This is a genomic window from Streptomyces sp. NPDC050703, from assembly GCF_040654435.1.
Classification (GTDB): Bacteria; Actinomycetota; Actinomycetes; order Streptomycetales; family Streptomycetaceae; genus Streptomyces.
The window spans coordinates 184223-203484 of record NZ_JBFAHX010000002.1; the positions used below are offsets into that span (position 1 = coordinate 184223).

Here is a 19262-nt window from a genome sequence, read left to right on the forward strand (position 1 = left end):
TGACCACCGGGCGCCCCCCATCCACGTACGAGCCGGGGCGCCTAGCCCGCCGCGTCCTCGCGGCGCACGGACAGCAGGTCCTCCAGCTGCTCCTCGCGGGCCTGGGCCGCGACGAAGAGCAGCTCGTCGCCCGCCTCCAGGGAATCGTCCGCGGTCGGCGCGAGGACGCGCGTACCGCGGATGATCGTCACGAGCGAGGTGTCCTCGGGCCACTGCACGTCGCCGACCTGCGTGCCCGCGAGGGCCGACTCGGGCGGCAGCGTCAGCTCGACGAGGTTCGCGTCGCCGTGGCTGAAGCGGAGCAGCCGGACGAGGTCGCCGACGCTGACGGCCTCCTCCACGAGCGCGGACATCAGACGCGGCGTGGAGACCGCGACGTCGACGCCCCAGGACTCGTTGAAGAGCCACTCGTTCTTGGGGTTGTTCACGCGGGCGACGACCCGCGGGACGCCGTACTCGGTCTTCGCGAGCAGGGAGACGACGAGGTTGACCTTGTCGTCGCCGGTCGCGGCGATCACCACGTTGCAGCGCTGGAGCGCGGCCTCGTCGAGAGAGGTGATCTCGCAGGCGTCGGCGAGCAGCCACTCGGCCTGCGGGACGCGCTCGACGGAGATGGCCGTCGGCGCCTTGTCGATGAGAAGGACCTCGTGGCCGTTCTCCAGGAGCTCACCGGCGATGGAGCGGCCCACCGCGCCGGCTCCGGCAATGGCGACCCTCATCAGTGACCGCCCTCCTCGGGGCCTTCGGCGAACGCCGCCTCGACCTTGTCGACCTGGTCGGTCCGCATCATCACGTGCACCAGGTCACCCTCCTGCAGGACCGTCTGCGAGGTGGGCAGGACCGCCTCGCCCAGCCGGGTGAGGAAGGCCACGCGTACGCCGGTGTCCTCCTGGAGCCGGCTGATCTTCTGCCCGATCCAGGACGGGGACGTGTGCACCTCGGCGAGCTGCACACCGCCGGTGGGGTCGCGCCAGAGCGGCTCGGCCCCGGAGGGGAGCAGCCTGCGCAGCATCTGGTCGGCGGTCCAGCGGACCGTGGCGACCGTGGGGATGCCGAGGCGCTGGTAGACCTCGGCGCGGCGCGGGTCATAGATCCGGGCCGCGACGTTCTCGATGCCGAACATCTCGCGGGCGACGCGCGCGGCGATGATGTTCGAGTTGTCGCCGCTGCTGACGGCGGCGAAGGCGCCCGCCTCCTCGATGCCGGCCTCGCGCAGGGTGTCCTGGTCGAAGCCGACGCCGGTGACGCGGCGTCCGCCGAAGCCGGAGCCCAGACGGCGGAAGGCCGTGGGGTCCTGGTCGACCACGGCGACCGTATGCCCCTGTTGTTCCAGGGTCTGCGCGAGAGCGGAACCGACTCTCCCGCAGCCCATGATGACGATGTGCACGACCGTCCTTCCGGCTGTGTCAATACTCTGTGCTCGGGCTGAACGGTGAATAGCGTCTCAGACCGGAGCCCAAGCTACACACGCGCGGTCCGCGGACGGCACCCCCGTGCGTCTGCCGCGAGGGGCGGAAGGGGCTCAGTCCACGCTGCGCAGCAGGCCCTCGACGTTCTGCAGCCGGTGGCTGAGCTCGACCAGCTGGAGACGGGTCGCCTCCTGCTCCGACCTGGCACGTTCGACGACCTGGCGGTACTCGTGCATGGCCTCGGCGTACTGCCGGTCGCGCTCGCGGTTGCGCTGCGTCTGGAAGTAGGCGACGGCGACGATGGCACCGGCGAGTATCAGGAAAAATGCGACGGGAATGATCACGTCGTCCACTAGGGCGTCCCCTTTGCTGAGTGCTGTTCGTCGTCGCCCGTCCGGCCGGCCTCGCGCGTCTCTTCCGTCCCCGCGGCCTCGTCCGTCTCCCTCGACGGGGTCTTACGGGCGGCAGCGGTGATCGTATCGACGGTCAACCGCACGTCGAACGGCGCGAGTTCGAAGTACTTGAGCGCCTTGCCGTCGTCGGAGAGCTCCAGGCGGCCGACGACGAGGCCGGCCTTCTCCATGCGCTCCAGGTGCATGTAGAGCAGGGGGCGGGACACCCCGAGGCGCCGGGCCAGCTCGCTGACGTACAGCTGGCCGGAGGCGAGCTCGCTGATGATCCGGATGCGCTGGGCATGGCCGACCGCGGCGAGGAAGGCCAGAAGCTCCTCGCTGTCCATGGTCCGCCTTCGTGCTGATCGCGCTGGTCCCGAAACCTGTCAGCCAACACTTACGCATGACGGGAACGGCTGTCAATCCTCCTCGGTGACGGTTGACGTCGTGAACCTTCACCTGTCAGTGTCCACTTACATGTCAGTTCGGACTTACAGATGAAACAGGTGTGGGACGCGGCGGAGGGGCGGGACATGAGGAAGCGATCGGTCACGGTGCGCGTGGCCAGATGGAGCGCGCTGCACCCGTGGCGGGCGGTCATCGGCTGGCTCGTCTTCGTGGTGCTGTGCCTCGGCGGCGGGATCGCCGCGGGGATGAACAGCGCCACCACGGAGGACTACCGGGTGGGGGAGGCGGGCCGCGCCGAGGCCCTGGCGGCCGAGGGCGGCGTCCAGCTGCGGCCCACCGAGCAGGTGCTGATCCGCGCCCGCACGGAGTCGGCGAGGCCGCGAGGGGCCGCGGCCGACGCCGCGGTCGAGGACCTCACCGCGCGGATGCGGGCCCTGCCCGAGGTCGCGTCCGTGGGGGCGCCCGTGCGCTCGGCCGACGGGCGGGTCCTGCGCGTCCAGGTCGAGCTGCACGGCCCCGACCAGGACGCCAAGAAGAACGTCATCCCGCTGCGGGACGTCACCGAGCAGGTCAGGAAGGCCCATCCGGGGCTCGTCATCGAGGAGACCGGCTCGGGCTCCGTCAGCAAGGGCGTCAACGACCAGCGCGGCGAGGACCTCGCCTTCTCCGAGGCGATCACCCTGCCCATCACGCTCGTCACGCTCGCCGTGGTCTTCGGCTCGGTGGTCATGGTCGGCGTACCGCTGCTGCTCGCCGTCACCTCGATCATGGCGACCATGGGCCTGGCGATGCTGGCCTCGCACCTGCTGCCCGACACCGGGGTCGGGATGAACATGATCCTGCTCATCGGCATGGCCGTCGGCGTCGACTACACCCTCTTCTACCTCAAGCGCGAACGCGAGGAGCGGGCCCGCGCGGGCGGAAGCCTCACCTCCGAGGGGCTCGTCGAGGCCGCCGCGGCGACGGCGGGCCGCGCCATCGTCGTCTCCGGACTCGCCGTGATGGTCTCCACCGCCGCGCTCTACCTGGCCGGCGACGTCATCTTCGACTCCCTCGCCACCGGCACCATCCTGGTCGTCGCCGTGGCCGTGGTCAGCTCCGTGACCGTGCTGCCCGCGCTGCTGGTCAAGCTCGGCAGGCGCACCGAGCGCCGCGCCGCGAAGCGGCTGAGGGACGGCAGGACGGCGCGCCCGTACGCGGGGGAGAAGCCGGGGCGGATCTGGAACGCGCTGCTCACGCCCGCGCGCAAGCGGCCCGCGCTCACGCTCGGCCTGTCGGTCCTCGTCCTGCTCGGCCTCGCGGTGCCCGCGCTCGACATGAAGCTCAAGGACCCCGCCCGCGACAGCTTCTCGCGCGACATCCCCGCGATGCGGGGGTACGACCGGCTGCTCGAAGCCTTCCCCGAGCAGCGCATACGCCACCAGGTCGTGGTGCGCGCCGATGCCTCGCGGGCCGGCGAGGTGAAGGCGGCCCTGCGCGCGCTCGACCGCAGGGCGCAGGCGGACCCGCTGTTCTCCGACCACGCCCCGGGACGCCCGCTCCTCCGCTCCTCGGAGGACCTGAGGACCACGACACTGGAGCTCAACGCGCCGCACCCGACGTACTCCGACAAGGCCACCGCCTCCCTCGCCCACCTCAGGGACGACCACCTGCCCGCGACCGTCGGCAAGCTGCCCGGCGACGTCGAGACCGCCGTCACCGGCGAGGTGCCGCGCGGCACCGACTACGTCGAGCACCAGAACCAGAAGCTGCCGCTGGTCCTCGGCTTCCTGCTCCTCATGACGTTCGCCATGACGGTGTACGCGTTCCGCTCGGTCGTCCTCGGACTGCTCGGCGTCGGGCTCAACCTGCTGTCCGCCGCCTCCGCGCTCGGGCTGCTCGTCCTCGTCTTCCAGGGCGACTGGGCCGAGGAACTGCTCTCGTTCGTCTCCCTCGGCGGGATCTCCTCCCGCGTACCGCTGTTCCTCCTCGTGATCCTCTTCGGGCTCTCGATGGACTACCAGGTCTTCGTGGTCAGCCGCATCCGCGAGGCCGCCCTGGACGGCGTGCCCACCCGGCAGGCGGTCCTCGACGGCATCGCGTCCTCCGCCAAGGTCGTCACCAGCGCCGCGATCGTCATGGTCACCGTCTTCGCGAGCTTCGTGATGCTGCACATCCTGGAGATGAAGCAGATGGGCTTCGTCCTCGCGGCGGCCGTCCTGCTCGACGCCTTCGTGATCCGCGTCATGATCCTGCCCTCCGCGCTGCTGCTGCTCGGCCGCGCCACGTGGTGGCCCTCCGGCGCGGTCCGCCGCGCCGAGGAACGCCTCGCGTCCCGGCCGTACGCGGCCCCCGAGGCCGCGGGACACCACGCCGTGGCGGCGGGGCAGGATCGCACGGAGCGGATATCCCGAGCAGATGGGGGTGGTGGGTGGGCGGCCACGGGCACGACCGCTTACGATCCTCTGCGTGTCCAAACTGACCGACGTGCCCAAACGGATCCTCATCGGGCGCGCACTGCGCAGTGACCGGCTCGGAGAAACGCTCCTGCCGAAGCGCATCGCACTCCCCGTCTTCGCATCCGACCCGCTCTCCTCCGTGGCGTACGCGCCGGGAGAGGTCCTCCTCGTCCTCTCCATCGCGGGTGTCTCGGCGTACCACTTCAGCCCGTGGATCGCCGTCGCGGTCGTCGTCCTGATGTTCACCGTCGTCGCGTCGTACAGACAGAACGTGCACGCCTACCCGAGCGGTGGTGGCGACTACGAGGTCGCCACCACCAACCTCGGCCCCAAGGCCGGACTCACCGTCGCCAGCGCCCTGCTCGTCGACTACGTCCTGACCGTCGCCGTCTCCATCTCCTCCGGCATCGAGAACCTCGGCTCGGCGATCCCCTTCGTGGTGGAGCACAAGGTGCTCTGCGCCGTGGCCGTGATCCTGCTCCTCACCGTGATGAACCTGCGCGGCGTGAAGGAGTCGGGCAAGCTCTTCGCCATCCCGACCTACGTGTTCGTCGCCGGCGTCTTCCTCATGATCGCGTGGGGCGCCTTCCGGGGCCTCGTCCTCGACGACACCATGCGGGCGCCCACCGCCGACTACGAGATCAAGCCCGAGCACCAGGGCCTCGCGGGCTTCGCGCTGGTCTTCCTGCTGCTGCGCGCCTTCTCCTCCGGCTGCGCGGCGCTCACCGGCGTCGAGGCGATCAGCAACGGCGTCCCGGCCTTCCGCAAGCCGAAGAGCAAGAACGCGGCGAGCACCCTGACGCTGATGGGCGCCCTCGCCGTCACCATGTTCTGCGGCATCATCGCGCTGGCCATGACGACCAAGGTCCGCATGGCGGAGTACCCGGGCAAGGACCTCTTCCACAACGGCGTGCCGGTCGGCGCCGACTACGTGCAGAACCCGGTGATCTCCCAGGTCGCCGAGGCGGTCTTCGGCCACGGCAGCATCCTCTTCATGATCCTCGCCGCGGCCACCGCGCTGGTGCTCTTCCTCGCGGCCAACACCGCCTACAACGGCTTCCCGCTGCTCGGCTCGATCCTCGCCCAGGACCGCTACCTGCCCCGCCAGCTGCACACCCGCGGCGACCGCCTGGCGTTCTCCAACGGCATCGTGCTCCTCGCCGGCGCCGCGGCCCTGCTCGTCGTCATCTACGGCGCGGACTCGACCCGCCTCATCCAGCTCTACATCGTCGGCGTCTTCGTCTCCTTCACCCTCAGCCAGATCGGCATGGTCCGGCACTGGAACCGCCACCTGGCGAGCGAGAAGGACGCGAACAAGCGCCGCCACATGGTCCGCTCCCGCGCGATCAACACCTTCGGCGCGTTCTTCACGGGCCTCGTCCTGGTCGTCGTACTCGTCACCAAGTTCACGCACGGCGCCTGGGTCGCGCTGCTCGGCATGTGCATCTTCTACGTGACGATGACCGCGATCCGCCGCCACTACGACCGCGTGGCCGAGGAGATCGCCGCCCCGGAGACCCCCGACGACGACAGCATGCGCCCCTCGCGGGTCCACTCGATCGTCCTCGTCTCCAAGATCCACCGCCCGACGCTGCGCGCCCTCGCGTACGCGAAGCTGATGCGCTCGAACACCCTTGAGGCGCTCAGCATCAACGTCGACCCGGCGGAGACCAAGGCCCTCAAGGAGGAGTGGGAGCGGCGCGGCATCACGGTCCCCCTGAAGGTCCTCGACTCGCCCTACCGCGAGATCACCCGGCCGATCATCGAGTACGTCAAGAACCTGCGCCGCGAGAGCCCGCGCGACGTGGTCAGCGTGGTCATCCCGGAGTACGTGGTGGGCCACTGGTACGAACACCTGCTGCACAACCAGAGCGCGCTGCGCCTGAAGGGCCGCCTCCTGTTCACCCCCGGCGTCATGGTGACGTCCGTCCCCTACCAGCTCGACTCCTCCGAGGCCGCGAAGAAGCGGGCCCGCAAGCGCTCGGAGTGGAACGCGCCGGGCGCGGTGCGCCGCGGCCCGGTGGAGAAGCCGAGGCGGACGAAGGAGCCGAGCAGGAAGGGCTGAAGCCGCGGGCAGGGCTCGGGGCAGGGCTTCGGGCACGGCTTCGACACTGCTTAGGCATGGCTTAGGCATGGCTTATGGCGAGTGGCCGGGCGGCACCCACGTAGACTGGTGGGCTGTTGTCCGGCCGTACCCCTTATGACGTTGTGGAGCCACCCGCCATGCAGGCAGAACCGAAGAAATCGCAGGCGGGGAACGCGGCGGACGCGCGGCCTCCGGCCACGTCGCTGATCGGCCGGGAGTACGAGGTGGAGGTCGGCCCCGTCGCGCACGGCGGCCACTGCATCGCCCGCACCGAGGAGGGCCAGGTCCTCTTCGTACGGCACACGCTGCCGGGGGAGCGGGTCGTCGCCCGCGTGACCGAGGGCGAGGAGGGGGCCCGTTTCCTCCGCGCGGACGCGGTCACCGTGCTCGACCCCTCCAAGGACCGGGTCGAGGCCCCCTGCCCCTACGCAGGACCCGGCCGCTGCGGCGGCTGCGACTGGCAGCACGCGAAGCCGGGCGCGCAGCGCCGCCTCAAGGGCGAGGTCATCGCGGAGCAGTTGCAGCGCCTCGCGGGGCTGACCCCGGAGGAGGCCGGCTGGGACGGCACCGTGATGCCGGCGGAGGGCGACAAGCTGCCGCCCGGCGAGGTACCGTCCTGGCGTACGCGTGTGCAGTACGCGGTGGACGAGGACGGCAACGCGGGCCTGCGCCGCCACCGCTCGCACGAGGTCGAGCCGATCGAGCACTGCATGATCGCGGCCGAGGGCGTCTCCGAGCTGGGCATCGAGCAGCGGGACTGGTCGGGCATGGCGTCGATCGAGGCGATCGCGGCGACGGGCTCCCAGGACCGCCAGGTGATCCTGGCCCCGAAGCCGGGCGCGCGCCTGCCGATCGTGGAGCTGGACAAGCCGGTCTCGGTGATGCGGATCGGTGAGAAGGACGGCGGGACGCACCGCGTCCACGGCCGCCCCTTCGTCCGCGAACGCGCCGACGGCCGCACGTACCGCGTGGGCAGCGGCGGCTTCTGGCAGGTCCACCCGAAGGCGGCGGAGACACTGATGCTCGCCGTCATGCAGGGCCTCACGCCCCGCAAGGGCGACACGGCCCTGGACCTCTACTGCGGCGTCGGCCTCTTCGCGGGCGCGCTGGCCGACCGCGTCGGCGACAAGGGCGCGGTCCTCGGCATCGAGTCCGGCAAGCGAGCGGTGGAGGACGCCCGCCACAACCTGGCCGCGTTCGACCGCGTCCGCATCGAGCAGGGCAAGGTCGAATCGGTACTCCCGCGCACGGGCATCACCGAAGCGGACCTGATCGTCCTGGACCCCCCGCGCGCGGGCGCGGGCAAGCAGACGGTCCACCACCTGTCCTCCCTCGGCGCCCGCCGCATCGCCTACGTGGCCTGCGACCCGGCAGCCCTGGCCCGGGACCTGGGGTACTTCCGGGAGGGCGGGTACCGGGTGCGGACTTTGCGGGCGTTCGATCTGTTTCCGATGACGCATCATGTGGAGTGTGTGGCGATTCTGGAGCCTGCTGACAAGGGGCGCTGACCTCCGGTTTCATCTGGTGTGCACTATGAGGCGTTCGTGCAGGTGGCGATCCGTCGATGCGGCCTGTCGAGGCTTCTTCTGCACTGCCTCTTGGTGAAAACCCGTGGAACGCCAGCCATGCTTCGATCTCGGTCCTTTCTTGTCCGAGCGGCAGTGGTGTGGCGTGTGGTTGCGTACTGCCGTGACGTACTCGGTCAGGCGCTTGGCCTGGTGCCAGGCGCCTGCCTGTTTTCGATGTGCTTGACGCGATAGGCAGGGGCGTATGCGGCGTGGGCTTCGTGCATGAGCTCGACCTCGGATGGATTGGGGCAGGCCCAGGCCCATGGGCTGTGGCTGCTCTTTGAGGGCGGTCACGACGGCGTGAGTTCGGTGAGGCGCCAGGCGGGGATGTCGACGAGCTTGATTTCGTAGCCACGGTGGGTGCGGTATCCGTAGAGCCCCTGCGTCTGGAGGATCTTGTCGGACTTGCGGGCGGTGTTGACCCGTCATGACCAGTTCACTGCGTGCGGGCCGGATTCGATGGGCTTGATGAGGCAGCCATTGTTCGCGGCCGGTCCTTCGAGGAGTGGTCCGCGTAGCTCGTACGAGTTTTCGGACCTGTCTTGGGTCGTGGAGGCGCCGACTTTTGGCCGGGTCGGTGAGGCGGTTCAGCGTTCTGAACCACGGGGCGGACGCCGCGTTCGGTGACTTGACGAGCCCTCGGTTTTGCAGGGCATGTGCGCTGGCCTCGTACGGGCTGTCTGGTCAGACTCGGTCGGGACGCCCCTGGCCCACCCAGTCGAGTACAGCCTGCTGCCGCTCGTTGAGGGCCTGTTGCATATGGTTCTCCTGTGGTTCCCGGGCGTGCTGTCCCCTCCGGAGACAACGCTCGTTGCTTCCGAGGGAAATCGCGGCAGCCGTCGGGGACCCTTGTTCGGAGGAGGTGTGCTGGGCGGCCCGTCTACCATCCTCTTCGGCTGGGCTCCAACGGTCAGGCAGGGCCGCGACGCCGCCTGGCGCGCCGGACGGGGTGCGTAGATGGGTGTGCTGTGGGCGGCGTGGTACTTGCGGAGTCGTTCGGCAGGGACAAAGGCTCGACGGGGCCTGGCAGTTGGCCATCGACTGTGTCCATGCCAGGCAGAAGTGCATGGTCCGGACCGGTGCGAGCGTGCCGTGCGCGCTCGGGTACCGGGAGGACGTGGCGACGGACGAGTTCAGCGACGTCGATCAGGGGGCCGGTGACGATGCGGCTGAGGATCTCTGCCTGCTGCGGTTCTAGGTTTGTGAGATGCCTGAGTACGGCAAGGACTTCAACGAGTTCCCGGCTCCAGTCGGGTTCCCAGCGCTCGGGGCGCTCACGGTCGAGCTCGCTGGTTACTTTGCCGACGTTGCGATCACTGCGGTAGGCGAGCCAGCTGTCGAGCACGTTGCGCCCGCCTGTGGAGTAGTCACGCATGCGTGGGGTGACGCCGGTGAAGATACCGCCCTCGATATCAAGGTGCTGGTGTTCGACGTCGTAGTTGACGGCCGATGGGAGGCAGCCTGATGCGATCTCCCGGGCGTACGTGATCTCGGGGTGCAGGCGTCGCCACCAGTTCCATGTGCCTGCCGGGCGACCGTCGTCGGGGTCGATACAGCGTGTGCCGAACGTTGAGGCCCACAAGACGTGGCGCCCAACGCTGATGGCCTCGTGCCAGAGGTCACGATCGGAGGTCAGGGGGACACGGGCTCCGAGGGAGTTGAGGTCATCCGCATACCGCTCAGTGAAGGCGGGGTGGGCAGTGACAGCGGCGATATAGGCGAGCAAGTCCTCGGGGAGGACTTGCTGGAGGCCGTAGGAGTTCGCGAGATGGGGCAAGAGGCCTGGCGTGATGTTGGGGGTTCGGTCGGCGTGCATGAGAGGTAGGACACGGCCACCGTTTCCGTTGAAGTAGTGCATGTCGGGGACCAGGGCCGTGAAAAGCAGTCCCGCACCTGTCTGCAGGCGTTGGGTGTGTTGTTCGGCTACGAAGATTTGGCAGTCGATATCGGCTTGCCACAGCTCGGGGCGGGCAAAGTCGATGACGCGGCCGTCGGGTATGAGCCATTGGCGATCCAGGGCTCTACGGGCAATGCGTATAGGAGTGGGGCAGGGGCCTCGCTCGATGCGCAGGTGGATCGGGGGGTGGGGATGGCCCGGGATCTGGAGGGCTTCCTTGTCCAGGGTGCGGTCTCGGGTCTCTTTGAACAGTTCCTGTTTCGCTGCGGGGTCGCGTTCTTGAACGAGGCGGTTCCAGCGTCGTTGCAGGATGGTCTTGGACGGACTGATGACCCAGTTCCGGTTGGTCTTGATGCCAGGCTTGCACCAAGGCATTAGCTCAGTGAGGGCGGGGAAAGTGTCCCAGCCGCTCTGAGGGGCAGGTGCCCCTCGGCGGTGCCGTCCTGGCTCACGGACAGGGACCGGCCCCGGCGGGTGCTGATCACGCTGGGCACGATCGTGTCGCAGGGCCCCGAGGCCCACCGGCTCCTTGAGCAGACGCTCGACGCCACGGCGGGCCCGGACGTCGAGGTCGTGGTCGCCGCCCGCCCCGGGACCGTCCCCGAGGGCCTCGCGAAGCGCGCGCGAGCGGTGCGGTGGCTGCCCGTCGGGCTGGCCGCACGGCACTGCGACCTGATCGTCCACCACGGCGGATCGGGCACCACGATGGCCGCGCTGGCGAACGGCGTGCCGCAGGTGGTCTGCCCCTCGGTGCTGGACCAGACGGACAACGCCAGGCGGCTCGAAGCCCTGGGGGCCGGACGGCTGGTCCCCGTGCCCACGGCCCTGGCGGGCGGCGAAGAGCTGGGCCGGGCCGTCGAGGAGGTTCTCGCCGACCCCGGCTACGCGAAGACGGCGACGGTCCTGCGGGACGAGAACGACGCGGCGCAGGACCCCGGCAGGGCCGCCGTGGAACTGCTGCGCACGACGGGTGAAAGGTGAGGCGATGCCGGAGTTGACACAGTCCCAGATGAAGGGGTTCGAGAGGGACGGGTTCGTCTTCCCCGTGGAGGCGCTCACGGAGGACCGGGCCGCGGAACTGCGGGACACCGTGCTCACGCACCTGGCCGACTGCCATCGGCAGGGCGGTGCGCGAGCCGCGCTGGCCTTCGGACCCAAGGTGCACCTGATGGCGGAGTGGGCCCATCGCCTGGTGCGGGAGCCGGCGCTGCTGGAGATCGCCGAGAGCATGCTGGGCCCCGACATCCTGGTGTGGGGGACCCAGGTCTTCGTCAAGGAACCGGGCGGCAGGACCGACCTCGCCTGGCACCAGGACGCCCTCACCTACGACCTGGACTCCGAGGGCCGCCTGGCGGCCTTCCGGGTCTGGCTCGCCCTGACCCCCACGTCGGTGGAGAACGGCACGCTGCGCTTCGCCGCGGCGACCCACCGGGACGGCATCCGCACCCACCGCAGGACACCGGGTCTGAGAGGCATGCTGCGCGGCGACGAAGCCACCTTCGACGAGGGTGACTTCGTCCGGCACGACGTGGTGCTGCGGCCGGGCCAGTGCTCGCTGCACAACATGCTCGTGGTGCACGGCTCCGGTCTGAACACGACCAAGGAGACCCGGGTGGCCTTCGCCATCGACTACCTGGCGCCCTCGGTGCGTCCCGGCAACGGCCGGGACTCGGCGCTGCTGGTCCAGGGACAGGACTCCTACGGGCACTTCATCCTCGAACAGCCCCCGCGGGACGACCTGGGCGACGAGGCGCTGGCCCGGTGCGGCGACGCCGTGCGGATGAGGATGGTGCGCCTCCAGGCGGCGCAGGCGGAGCGCGAGAAGTCGGGGGCCCTGGTCCATGGCTGACCCGGCCGGAGGGGTGCGGGAGAGCGGGCGGCGGGTAGGTGTCTACTACCCGCTCCAGCCCCGCGATCCGCGGCAGCTTGCGCCCTTCGCCAAGCTCGCGGCCAAGAGCGCGGACCGGCTCTGGATGGGCCAGTCGCTCAACCTGGACACCCAGCAGACGCTCGCCTACCTGCTCGGACAGGGCATCACCCCGGCCCTGGGCGTGGGCCTCTCCCTCATGCCGCTGACCCATCCGTACCAGGCGGCGGTCGCGGCACGGTCACTGGCCGCGCTGTCCGGTAAGCCGCTCACCGCCGTCTTCGGCACCGGCAGCCCGGAGTTCCAGCGGGCGCTGAACGGCGCGCCCTACGACAGCCCGCTGGGAGCCGCACGCGAGTACGTCACCGAGGTCTCCCGGCTGCTCAGGGGCGCGCCGGGCGAGACGCGGGAAGGGGACGCCACCGCCGGCACGCGGCTCGACCCCACGCTGGGCGACTTCCCTCCGGTGGAGACGGGCCTCGGCGTACTGCGGGAGAGGATGGCCCGGCTGGCGGCGGACCACGCGGACGTGGCGCTCACCTGGCTGACCCCGCGGGACCACCTGCGGGATCGGCTGCTGCCGGTGCTCACGGGTGGTCTGCGGCGTCCCCGGGTGGTCAGCGTCGTCCACGTCGTCGTACGCCGGCCCGGCCGCGACATACCGCGTGCCGTGCATCTCGCCGTCAGGAACCACCTGAGCGGTCCGCACTACCGGCGGGCACTCACCGCCGCGGGAGTGTCACTGACCGGAAGCGATCAGGACATCGCCCGGAATCTCGTTGATCACGTTGTGGTACTTGTGGGTACAGCTGACGAAATCGCTTCAAATGTCAGCACGTACTGGGCAGTTGGCATCGATGAGGTCGTGCTCAACCCCGGAGTGCTCATGGCGGCGGGCCCGGTGGAAGCCCTGCGGGACCTGCTGGAGGTCACTGCGGCGTGCCGGGCGGCGGCGGAGCCTCAGATGGAGGAAACACCATGAGCGACGCGAAGTTGATCACCGGGGGCGGGGCGAGCATCGGCGCCGCCGCGCGGGCGCCGTTGGCGGCACTCGGCAAACGCGGCGGTGGAACAGCGATTCCCAGCCAAGATGGCAGTGCCGTCGGCGTGGGCGTGATCCTCTTCCTGTCCGTGGTGGAGATCGTCCTGGTCGACCTGATGCTGTCCTCCCCGTGGGCCCGGCTGGTGGCGCTGGCCGCCGGTCTCGTCGCGTGCTATCTGATGACGGGCTTCGCGGTGGCGCTGAGCGCCTACCCGCACCGACTGGCCGACGGAGCGCTCACGGTCTCCTATGGTGCCTCCTTCCACGCGCGCGTGCCGCTCGACCTGATCAGCGAGGTCACGCAGCGGCGGGTCTTCAGTGACCAGCAGCGGACGGCCGCGGTCGACGGGGGCGTGTTGTCGCTTCCGGTCATGTCCACCACCAACGTGGTGCTGAAGCTCCACGGCACCGCCCGGCTCGAAGCGGGCAAGACCGTCGGGGAGATCCAGGAGATCCGCATCCACGCGACGGACGCCCCGGGCGCGGTGACCTTCATCCGCCGGGCCATGGAAGGCACGCTGCCCGCCGCCGAGGCGGCGGAGACGGCCGGGCCCCCGGCTCCGGCGCCCGGCCAGGTGCCCACGTGGCTGCGCCGGCTGCGGTGGGCCGGACTCCTCGTCCTGGTGATCGAGATCCTGCTGGTGACGACCGGCCTGCTGGACTGGCGCATCGCCGCCGGCATCCTCGTCGTCACCGAAGGCACCCTGTCCGTGCTCGGGCTGGTCTTCGGCGCCGCGTTCATCAGCCAGTACCGCAAGCTCCGCCGCACCGGCCGGGGGCGGCGGGCCGCCCTCGGCGAGGCGTTCTACTCCCTGCTGCCGCCGCCCATCGCGGAGATGGTGCGCCATGAGGTCTCCGTGTGGGGAATCCTCGCTCTCGCCGTCACCTTCCGCACCCAGGCCGGACCCGGGGAGAGGCCCCTCGGCCGGGCCGGTTTCGGCTGGGGGGCGGGTGCCCTGGCGGCCCTGCTCGCCGCGGCCGGGATCACGCTGATCACCCGGGCAGGGGTGAGCCCGCTGCCCATCGCCGGCACCGTCGCCCTGCTGTACGCGGCCGCCGCCGCCGCGGCCTTCGCCGCGGCGGGCACGGTACGACCGCACACCGTGGGCCGGGAGGGCATCGTCCTCCGGTGGGGCATGCACCACAGCGCGCGCATTCCTTTCACGGCCATCAGCCACGTCCAGGACGAGGAACGGCCCGGTCAGCGGCCGGCCGAGGACGGCTTCCGGGTGCCGGGGCGGGCGTCGGAGGCCATCGAGTTCCACTTCCGGGAGCACGTCGAGGTGCCTGCCCGCCTCGGTGCCCTGCGCCCGGTCACCACCCTCGTGGTGCCCGTCGCGGACGCCACGGCCGCGCGCGCCCTCATCGATGAACATCAGGTTAGGGAGTCACGTTGAAGGCCCTTGTCCTCGCGGGCGGATCAGGCACCCGCATGCGGCCGATCACGCACACGTCCGCCAAGCAGCTGGTGCCCGTCGCGGGCAAGCCGGTGCTGTTCTACGGCCTGGAGGCGATCGCCGCGGCCGGGATCACCGACGTCGGTCTGATCGTCGGGGAGACGGCGGACGAGATCGCCGCGGCCATCGGCGACGGATCGCGGTTCGGCCTGCACCTGACGTACATCCGCCAGGAGCGTCCGCTCGGACTGGCCCACGCCGTGGCCGTGGCCAGGGACTTCCTGGCCGATGACGACTTCGTGATGTACCTCGGCGACAACTTCCTGCTCGGTGGCATCACCGAGGTCGTCGAGAGGTTCCGCGGGCACGGGCGGCACGACGCCCAGATCCTCCTGAGCCGGTCCGCCGATCCGACCGCCTTCGGCGTGGCGGAGCTGGACGGCACCGGCCATGTCATCGGGCTTGAGGAGAAGCCGCGGCACCCCAAGAGCGACCTCGTGCTGGCGGGCATCTACCTGTTCACCCCGGCCATCCACGAGGCGGTGGAGTCGATCCGGCCCTCCGACCGCGGGGAACTGGAGATCACCGACGCCATCCAGTGGCTCATCGACCACGGCAGGAGCGTCCACTCGTCCGTCATCTCCGGCTACTGGAAGGACACCGGGAACGTGCCGGACATGCTGGAGGCCAACCGTTCCGTCCTGGAGACCGTCGATGCCCTCCAGGAGGGCTACGTGGACGGGGCCAGCACGCTCACCGGACGCGTCAGGATCGGGGCCGGAGCCAAGATCATCGGCAGCCGGGTGGACGGCCCCGCGGTCATCGGGCCGGGGACCGCGGTCATCGGCTCCCGCATCGGCCCGTACACCTCGGTCTCCGAGGACTGCCACATCGAGGACAGCGAGATCAGCGGGTCCATCGTGCTGCGGGGCAGCGTGCTGACGGGGGTGCCGCGGATCGAGGAGTCGCTGATCGGGCGGGACGTGGAGGTGCGGAGGTCCCGGAGCGTGCCCACGGTGCACCGCCTCGTCCTCGGCGACAACAGCAAGGTGCAGATAGCGTCATGACGGCACCGAGAATCCTGGTGACGGGCGGAGCCGGCTTCATCGGCTCCCACTACACGCGCACGCTGCTGCGGGACCCGTCCGCGCGCGTCACCGTGCTGGACGCCCTCACCTACGCGGGCAACCGCGACAACCTCCGGGCGGTCAGCGGCCACCAGGGGCTGCGGTTCGTGCGGGGCGACATCCGCGACGCCGCCGTCGTGGACCACCTGATGGCCGGGAGCGACCAGGTGGTCCACTTCGCGGCCGAGTCGCACGTGGACCGGTCCATCGCGGACGGCAGGGACTTCACCGAGACCAACGTCGTCGGCACCCAGACCCTGCTGGACGCGGCGCGCCGCCACGGCGTGCGCCGTTTCGTGCACGTCTCCACCGACGAGGTGTACGGCTCCCTGCCGTCGGGTGCCGCGGCCGAGACCGCGCCGCTGCGTCCCTCGTCCCCGTACGCCGCCTCCAAGGCGGCGTCCGACCTGATGGCGCTCGCGTACCACCGCACCTACGGACTGGAGGTGCTCGTCACGCGGTGCAGCAACAACTACGGCACGCACCAGCATCCCGAGAAGCTCATACCGCGCTTCGTCACGCGGCTGCTGAGCGGCCGCAGTGTGCCGCTGTTCGGGGACGGCGGGCACATACGGGACTGGCTGCACGTCGAGGACCACGTCCGCGGCATCGAACTGGTGCGTGCCCAGGGCGTTCCCGGCGAGGTCTACAACATCGGGGGCGGGACGGCCCTGACCAACAAGGAACTGACGGGCCGGCTCCTCGCGGCCTGCGGACGCGGTTGGGACATGGTCGACCACGTGCGGGACCGCAAGGGCCACGACCGGCGGTACGCCGTCGACGACAGCAAGATCCGCACGCAGCTGGGATACCGGACGGCCAGGGTGCTCGGCACGGCCCTGGAGGAGACCGTGCGCTGGTACCGCGACCACCCGCAGTGGTGGGCGCCGCACACGGAAGCCGTCGCCCGATGAGCTGGCTGGTCACCGGGGCCGGCGGACTGCTGGGCCGGCACCTCGTCCGCCGCTGCGGCGACGAGCACGTGGTGGCACTCGACCGCCGCGGCCTGGACATCACCGACGCGGACGCGGTGGACGCGGCGATCGCGCACCACCGGCCCCGCGTCGTCGCCAACTGCGCGGCCTGGACTGCCACCGACGACGCGGAGAACCACCCCCGGGCGGCCTGGCGCGTCAACGTGACGGGGACGCGGAACCTCGCCCGGGCCTGCCGCAGGCACGGGGCGGTCCTCCTCCAGCTGTCCAGCGACTACGTCTTCTCCGGACACGCCCGCACGCCCTACCGGGAGGACGCTCCGACCGGTCCGCTCAACACGTACGGGCGCACCAAGGCCGCCGCCGAGAGCACGGTGCTCGACGTGCTCCCGGACACGGGATACGTGGTGCGCGCCGCCTGGCTCTACGGCGTCGGCGGCCGCAACTTCGTGGACACGATGATCGGCCTGGAACGTACGCACCCGAGCGTGCGCGTCGTCGACGACCAGGCGGGACAGCCCACGTGGGCGGAGGACCTGGCCGGACTCATCGCCAGGCTCGGCGGCGCCGCGCTGGAGGGCACCGCCCCGCCCGGCGTCTACCACGGCACCAGCGGCGGGGCGGTCTCGTGGCACGGACTCGCCCAGGAGGTCTTCCGCCTCGTGGGCGCCGATCCCGCGCGCGTACTGCCGGTCACCAGCGCCGAGTTCGGCCTCGCCGCCGCCCGCCCCGGCTACAGCGTGCTGGGCCACGACGGCTGGGCGCGGGCGGGAATCCCACCGCTGCGGCACTGGCGCAGCGCCCTCCACGCCGCCTTCCCCCTCCTCCACCAGGCCCATGAGCAGAAAGGAAGTCCGCGTGCGTCCGTCGGGAATTGAGGGCCTCTGGATCGAGAGGTCCTCCGTCCACCAGGATCACCGGGGAAGTCTCCACGAGTGGTTCCGCGCCTCGCGCTTCCTGGACGCGACGGGGCAGCCCCCTTCCATCGCCCAGGCGAACTGCACCGTCACGAGGCGCGGCGGCGTCCGGGGCATCCACTTCGCCACCCCGGGTCAGGCCAAGAGCGTCACCTGTGTGCAGGGGACGGTGCTCGATGTCGTCGTCGACATCCGGACCGGCTCCCGTACGTACGGGACGTGGCACGCGGTGCGGCTGGACGGCGAGAGCCCCGCGACCGTCCATCTGTCCGAGGACCTCGGCCACGCCTTCATGGCCCTCAGCGAGAACGCCGTCGTCATCTACCTGTCCTCCACGGAGTACGAACCGGGCCGTGCCCGCGCCGTCAATCCGCTCGATCCCGGTCTGGGCATCGACTGGCCCCTGACACCCGTCCTGTCCGAGCAGGACAGATCCGCTCCCACCCTCGCGGAGGCGCGGGCGGAAGGGCTGCTGCCCACCGGAGCACCTCGCACCGGAACACCCGGTGCCGGAACACCTCGCGCCGCGGCACCCGCGGCCGGAACACGGAGGCTGCCATGACAGACGTGACGCAGGCCCTCATCGAGGCGGCCGACCGCGGCCACGCCGACGTGGCGGCCGCGGTGGAGACGGCCGGCCTGCGCAAGGTCGCGGCGGTCCTCATCAACGAGATGCTCTTCCGCGCGCACCTGGACGAACTGCCCGCGCCCGAGGGCGCGGGCGAGGGTTCCCTCGTGATCACGCTGACGCACGGCGGCGAGGAGACGTCCGTGCTCGTCTCCGTGGGCCCCGGCGGCGTGGAACTCGGCAAGGCCGCCGCCGCCCGCCCTGCCGAACTCCCGCCGACCGTGATCGTCCAGGACGCGTGCGAGACGGTGCTCGCCCTGTACGGGCCACCGGAACGCGTCCCCCCGGCCGGACCGGAGATCCGCTGGCCGAGTCCGCACACCATGGTCCCCCGCCTGGTGCACGGCCCGGCCGTCCCGCTTCTCTTCCACGCGGTGGTGCAGCGCGTCGTACAGGTCCTCGAACGGAACCGGCCCGCGCACCTGACGGAACTCGCGGTCAGGCACGGCACGGACAAGTGGGGCTTCCTCCATCAGTACACGCAGCACTACCAGCGGCACTTCGGCCACCTCCGCGACCGGCCCGTGAGGATCTGCGAGATCGGTGTGGGCGGATACGGCGATCCGCGAGCGGGCGGCGGCTCGCTGAGCATGTGGAAGGAGTTCTTCCCGCGCGGACTCGTGTACGGCGTCGACATCGCCGACAAGCGGGCCCTCGACCGGCCCCGGATCACCACGGTCCAGGCGGACCAGTCGGACCCGGAGGCGCTGCGCTCGATGGCCGAGGAATTCGGCCCCTTCGACATCGTCATCGATGACGGCAGCCATATGAGTCCGCACGTCATCACGTCCTTCAGGACGCTTTTCCCCTACCTCGTCGAGGGCGGCGTCTACGCCGTCGAGGATCTCCACGGCTCGTACTGGCCACAGCTCTTCGAGGGCTCGGAGGACGACCTGAACGACCCCGCGTACACCGTCGGTTTCCTCAAGAAGATGGTGGACGGACTCAACCACGAGGAATTCCTGAAGAAGGAGACGCGGGCCGCGGAACCGACCGACAGGTCCGTCAAGGGCATGCACTTCTACCACAACCTCGCCTTCATCGAGAAAGGCAGGAACGAGGAAGGCGGCCAGATCGCTTCCGTCCTGCGCGAGGCGCCGGAAATCCTCGGGGTCGAAGGGCCCCGGTGACACACGTCCCAGCCGGTGAAT

At 70.4% G+C, this 19262-nt stretch carries 17 protein-coding genes; 12 read left to right on the forward strand and 5 right to left on the reverse strand.

Features of this window, described 5'->3' with window-relative positions:
• Positions 1 to 41: 41 nt before the first annotated feature.
• The 4 genes from AB0I16_RS02460 to AB0I16_RS02475 all read right to left on the reverse strand — a co-directional run bounded on the left by AB0I16_RS02460 (position 42) and on the right by AB0I16_RS02475 (position 2148).
• Complete coding sequence (locus tag AB0I16_RS02460) at positions 42 to 719, reverse strand: TrkA family potassium uptake protein (protein ID WP_363247427.1); 678 nt, start codon at positions 717 to 719, stop codon at positions 42 to 44.
• Positions 719 to 1387, reverse strand: coding sequence for a TrkA family potassium uptake protein (locus AB0I16_RS02465; protein ID WP_062770897.1), 669 nt, complete (start codon positions 1385 to 1387; stop codon positions 719 to 721). Before AB0I16_RS02465 ends, AB0I16_RS02460 begins: the two co-directional genes overlap by 1 nt.
• A 135-nt stretch (positions 1388 to 1522) precedes the next feature.
• A complete protein-coding gene (locus AB0I16_RS02470) occupies positions 1523 to 1762 on the reverse strand; it encodes a hypothetical protein (protein WP_363247428.1) in 240 nt (79 codons plus the stop codon).
• On the reverse strand, positions 1762 to 2148 hold the full coding sequence (locus AB0I16_RS02475; RefSeq protein ID WP_363247430.1) for a winged helix-turn-helix domain-containing protein: 387 nt from the start codon (positions 2146 to 2148) through the stop codon (positions 1762 to 1764). Before AB0I16_RS02475 ends, AB0I16_RS02470 begins: the two co-directional genes overlap by 1 nt.
• Positions 2149 to 2334: 186 nt before the next feature.
• Between AB0I16_RS02475 and AB0I16_RS02480 the strand changes: the two genes are divergently transcribed.
• The 3 genes from AB0I16_RS02480 (at position 2335) to AB0I16_RS02490 (ending at position 8241) form a co-directional block, all read left to right on the forward strand.
• A complete protein-coding gene (locus AB0I16_RS02480; protein ID WP_363247431.1) occupies positions 2335 to 4716 on the forward strand; it encodes an MMPL family transporter in 2382 nt (793 codons plus the stop codon).
• Positions 4658 to 6712: an APC family permease gene (locus tag AB0I16_RS02485; RefSeq protein WP_363247432.1), complete on the forward strand. Its 2055-nt coding sequence runs from the start codon at positions 4658 to 4660 to the stop codon at positions 6710 to 6712. The genes AB0I16_RS02480 and AB0I16_RS02485 overlap by 59 nt, the downstream gene beginning before the upstream one ends.
• Before the next feature lie 158 nt (positions 6713 to 6870).
• Positions 6871 to 8241 carry a class I SAM-dependent RNA methyltransferase gene (locus AB0I16_RS02490; protein ID WP_363247433.1) on the forward strand — a complete coding sequence of 457 codons (1371 nt, stop codon included), beginning with the start codon at positions 6871 to 6873 and terminating at the stop codon, positions 8239 to 8241.
• Positions 8242 to 9211: 970 nt separating this feature from the next.
• Here the strand turns inward: AB0I16_RS02490 and AB0I16_RS02495 are convergent.
• The gene (locus tag AB0I16_RS02495; protein ID WP_363247434.1) at positions 9212 to 10573 is read right to left on the reverse strand and encodes a type ISP restriction/modification enzyme; all 1362 of its coding nucleotides are present in this window, start codon (positions 10571 to 10573) and stop codon (positions 9212 to 9214) included.
• Between the two features lie 60 nt (positions 10574 to 10633).
• Between AB0I16_RS02495 and AB0I16_RS02500 the strand changes: the two genes are divergently transcribed.
• The 9 genes from AB0I16_RS02500 to AB0I16_RS02540 are packed head-to-tail and all read left to right on the forward strand — an operon-like array spanning position 10634 to position 19241.
• The gene (locus AB0I16_RS02500; protein ID WP_363247435.1) at positions 10634 to 11179 is read left to right on the forward strand and encodes a glycosyltransferase; all 546 of its coding nucleotides are present in this window, start codon (positions 10634 to 10636) and stop codon (positions 11177 to 11179) included.
• 4 nt (positions 11180 to 11183) lie between these two features.
• Entirely contained in the window at positions 11184 to 12047 is an 864-nt protein-coding gene (locus tag AB0I16_RS02505; RefSeq protein ID WP_363247436.1) for a phytanoyl-CoA dioxygenase family protein, read from the forward strand.
• Positions 12040 to 13047, forward strand: a complete 1008-nt coding sequence (locus tag AB0I16_RS02510) for an LLM class flavin-dependent oxidoreductase (protein ID WP_363247437.1) — start codon at positions 12040 to 12042, stop codon at positions 13045 to 13047. The genes AB0I16_RS02505 and AB0I16_RS02510 overlap by 8 nt, the downstream gene beginning before the upstream one ends.
• Positions 13044 to 14504: a hypothetical protein gene (locus tag AB0I16_RS02515; RefSeq protein ID WP_363247438.1), complete on the forward strand. Its 1461-nt coding sequence runs from the start codon at positions 13044 to 13046 to the stop codon at positions 14502 to 14504. The genes AB0I16_RS02510 and AB0I16_RS02515 overlap by 4 nt, the downstream gene beginning before the upstream one ends.
• Entirely contained in the window at positions 14501 to 15571 is a 1071-nt protein-coding gene (locus tag AB0I16_RS02520) for a glucose-1-phosphate thymidylyltransferase (protein WP_363247439.1), read from the forward strand. The genes AB0I16_RS02515 and AB0I16_RS02520 overlap by 4 nt, the downstream gene beginning before the upstream one ends.
• Positions 15568 to 16545, forward strand: a complete 978-nt coding sequence (rfbB, locus tag AB0I16_RS02525; protein WP_363247440.1) for a dTDP-glucose 4,6-dehydratase — start codon at positions 15568 to 15570, stop codon at positions 16543 to 16545. Before AB0I16_RS02520 ends, rfbB begins: the two co-directional genes overlap by 4 nt.
• Positions 16542 to 17444 carry a dTDP-4-dehydrorhamnose reductase gene (gene rfbD / locus AB0I16_RS02530; protein WP_363247441.1) on the forward strand — a complete coding sequence of 301 codons (903 nt, stop codon included), beginning with the start codon at positions 16542 to 16544 and terminating at the stop codon, positions 17442 to 17444. The genes rfbB and rfbD overlap by 4 nt, the downstream gene beginning before the upstream one ends.
• Complete coding sequence (locus tag AB0I16_RS02535; protein WP_363247442.1) at positions 17425 to 18045, forward strand: dTDP-4-dehydrorhamnose 3,5-epimerase family protein; 621 nt, start codon at positions 17425 to 17427, stop codon at positions 18043 to 18045. The genes rfbD and AB0I16_RS02535 overlap by 20 nt, the downstream gene beginning before the upstream one ends.
• On the forward strand, positions 18042 to 19241 hold the full coding sequence (locus AB0I16_RS02540) for a hypothetical protein (RefSeq protein WP_363247443.1): 1200 nt from the start codon (positions 18042 to 18044) through the stop codon (positions 19239 to 19241). The genes AB0I16_RS02535 and AB0I16_RS02540 overlap by 4 nt, the downstream gene beginning before the upstream one ends.
• Positions 19242 to 19262 lie beyond the last annotated feature (21 nt).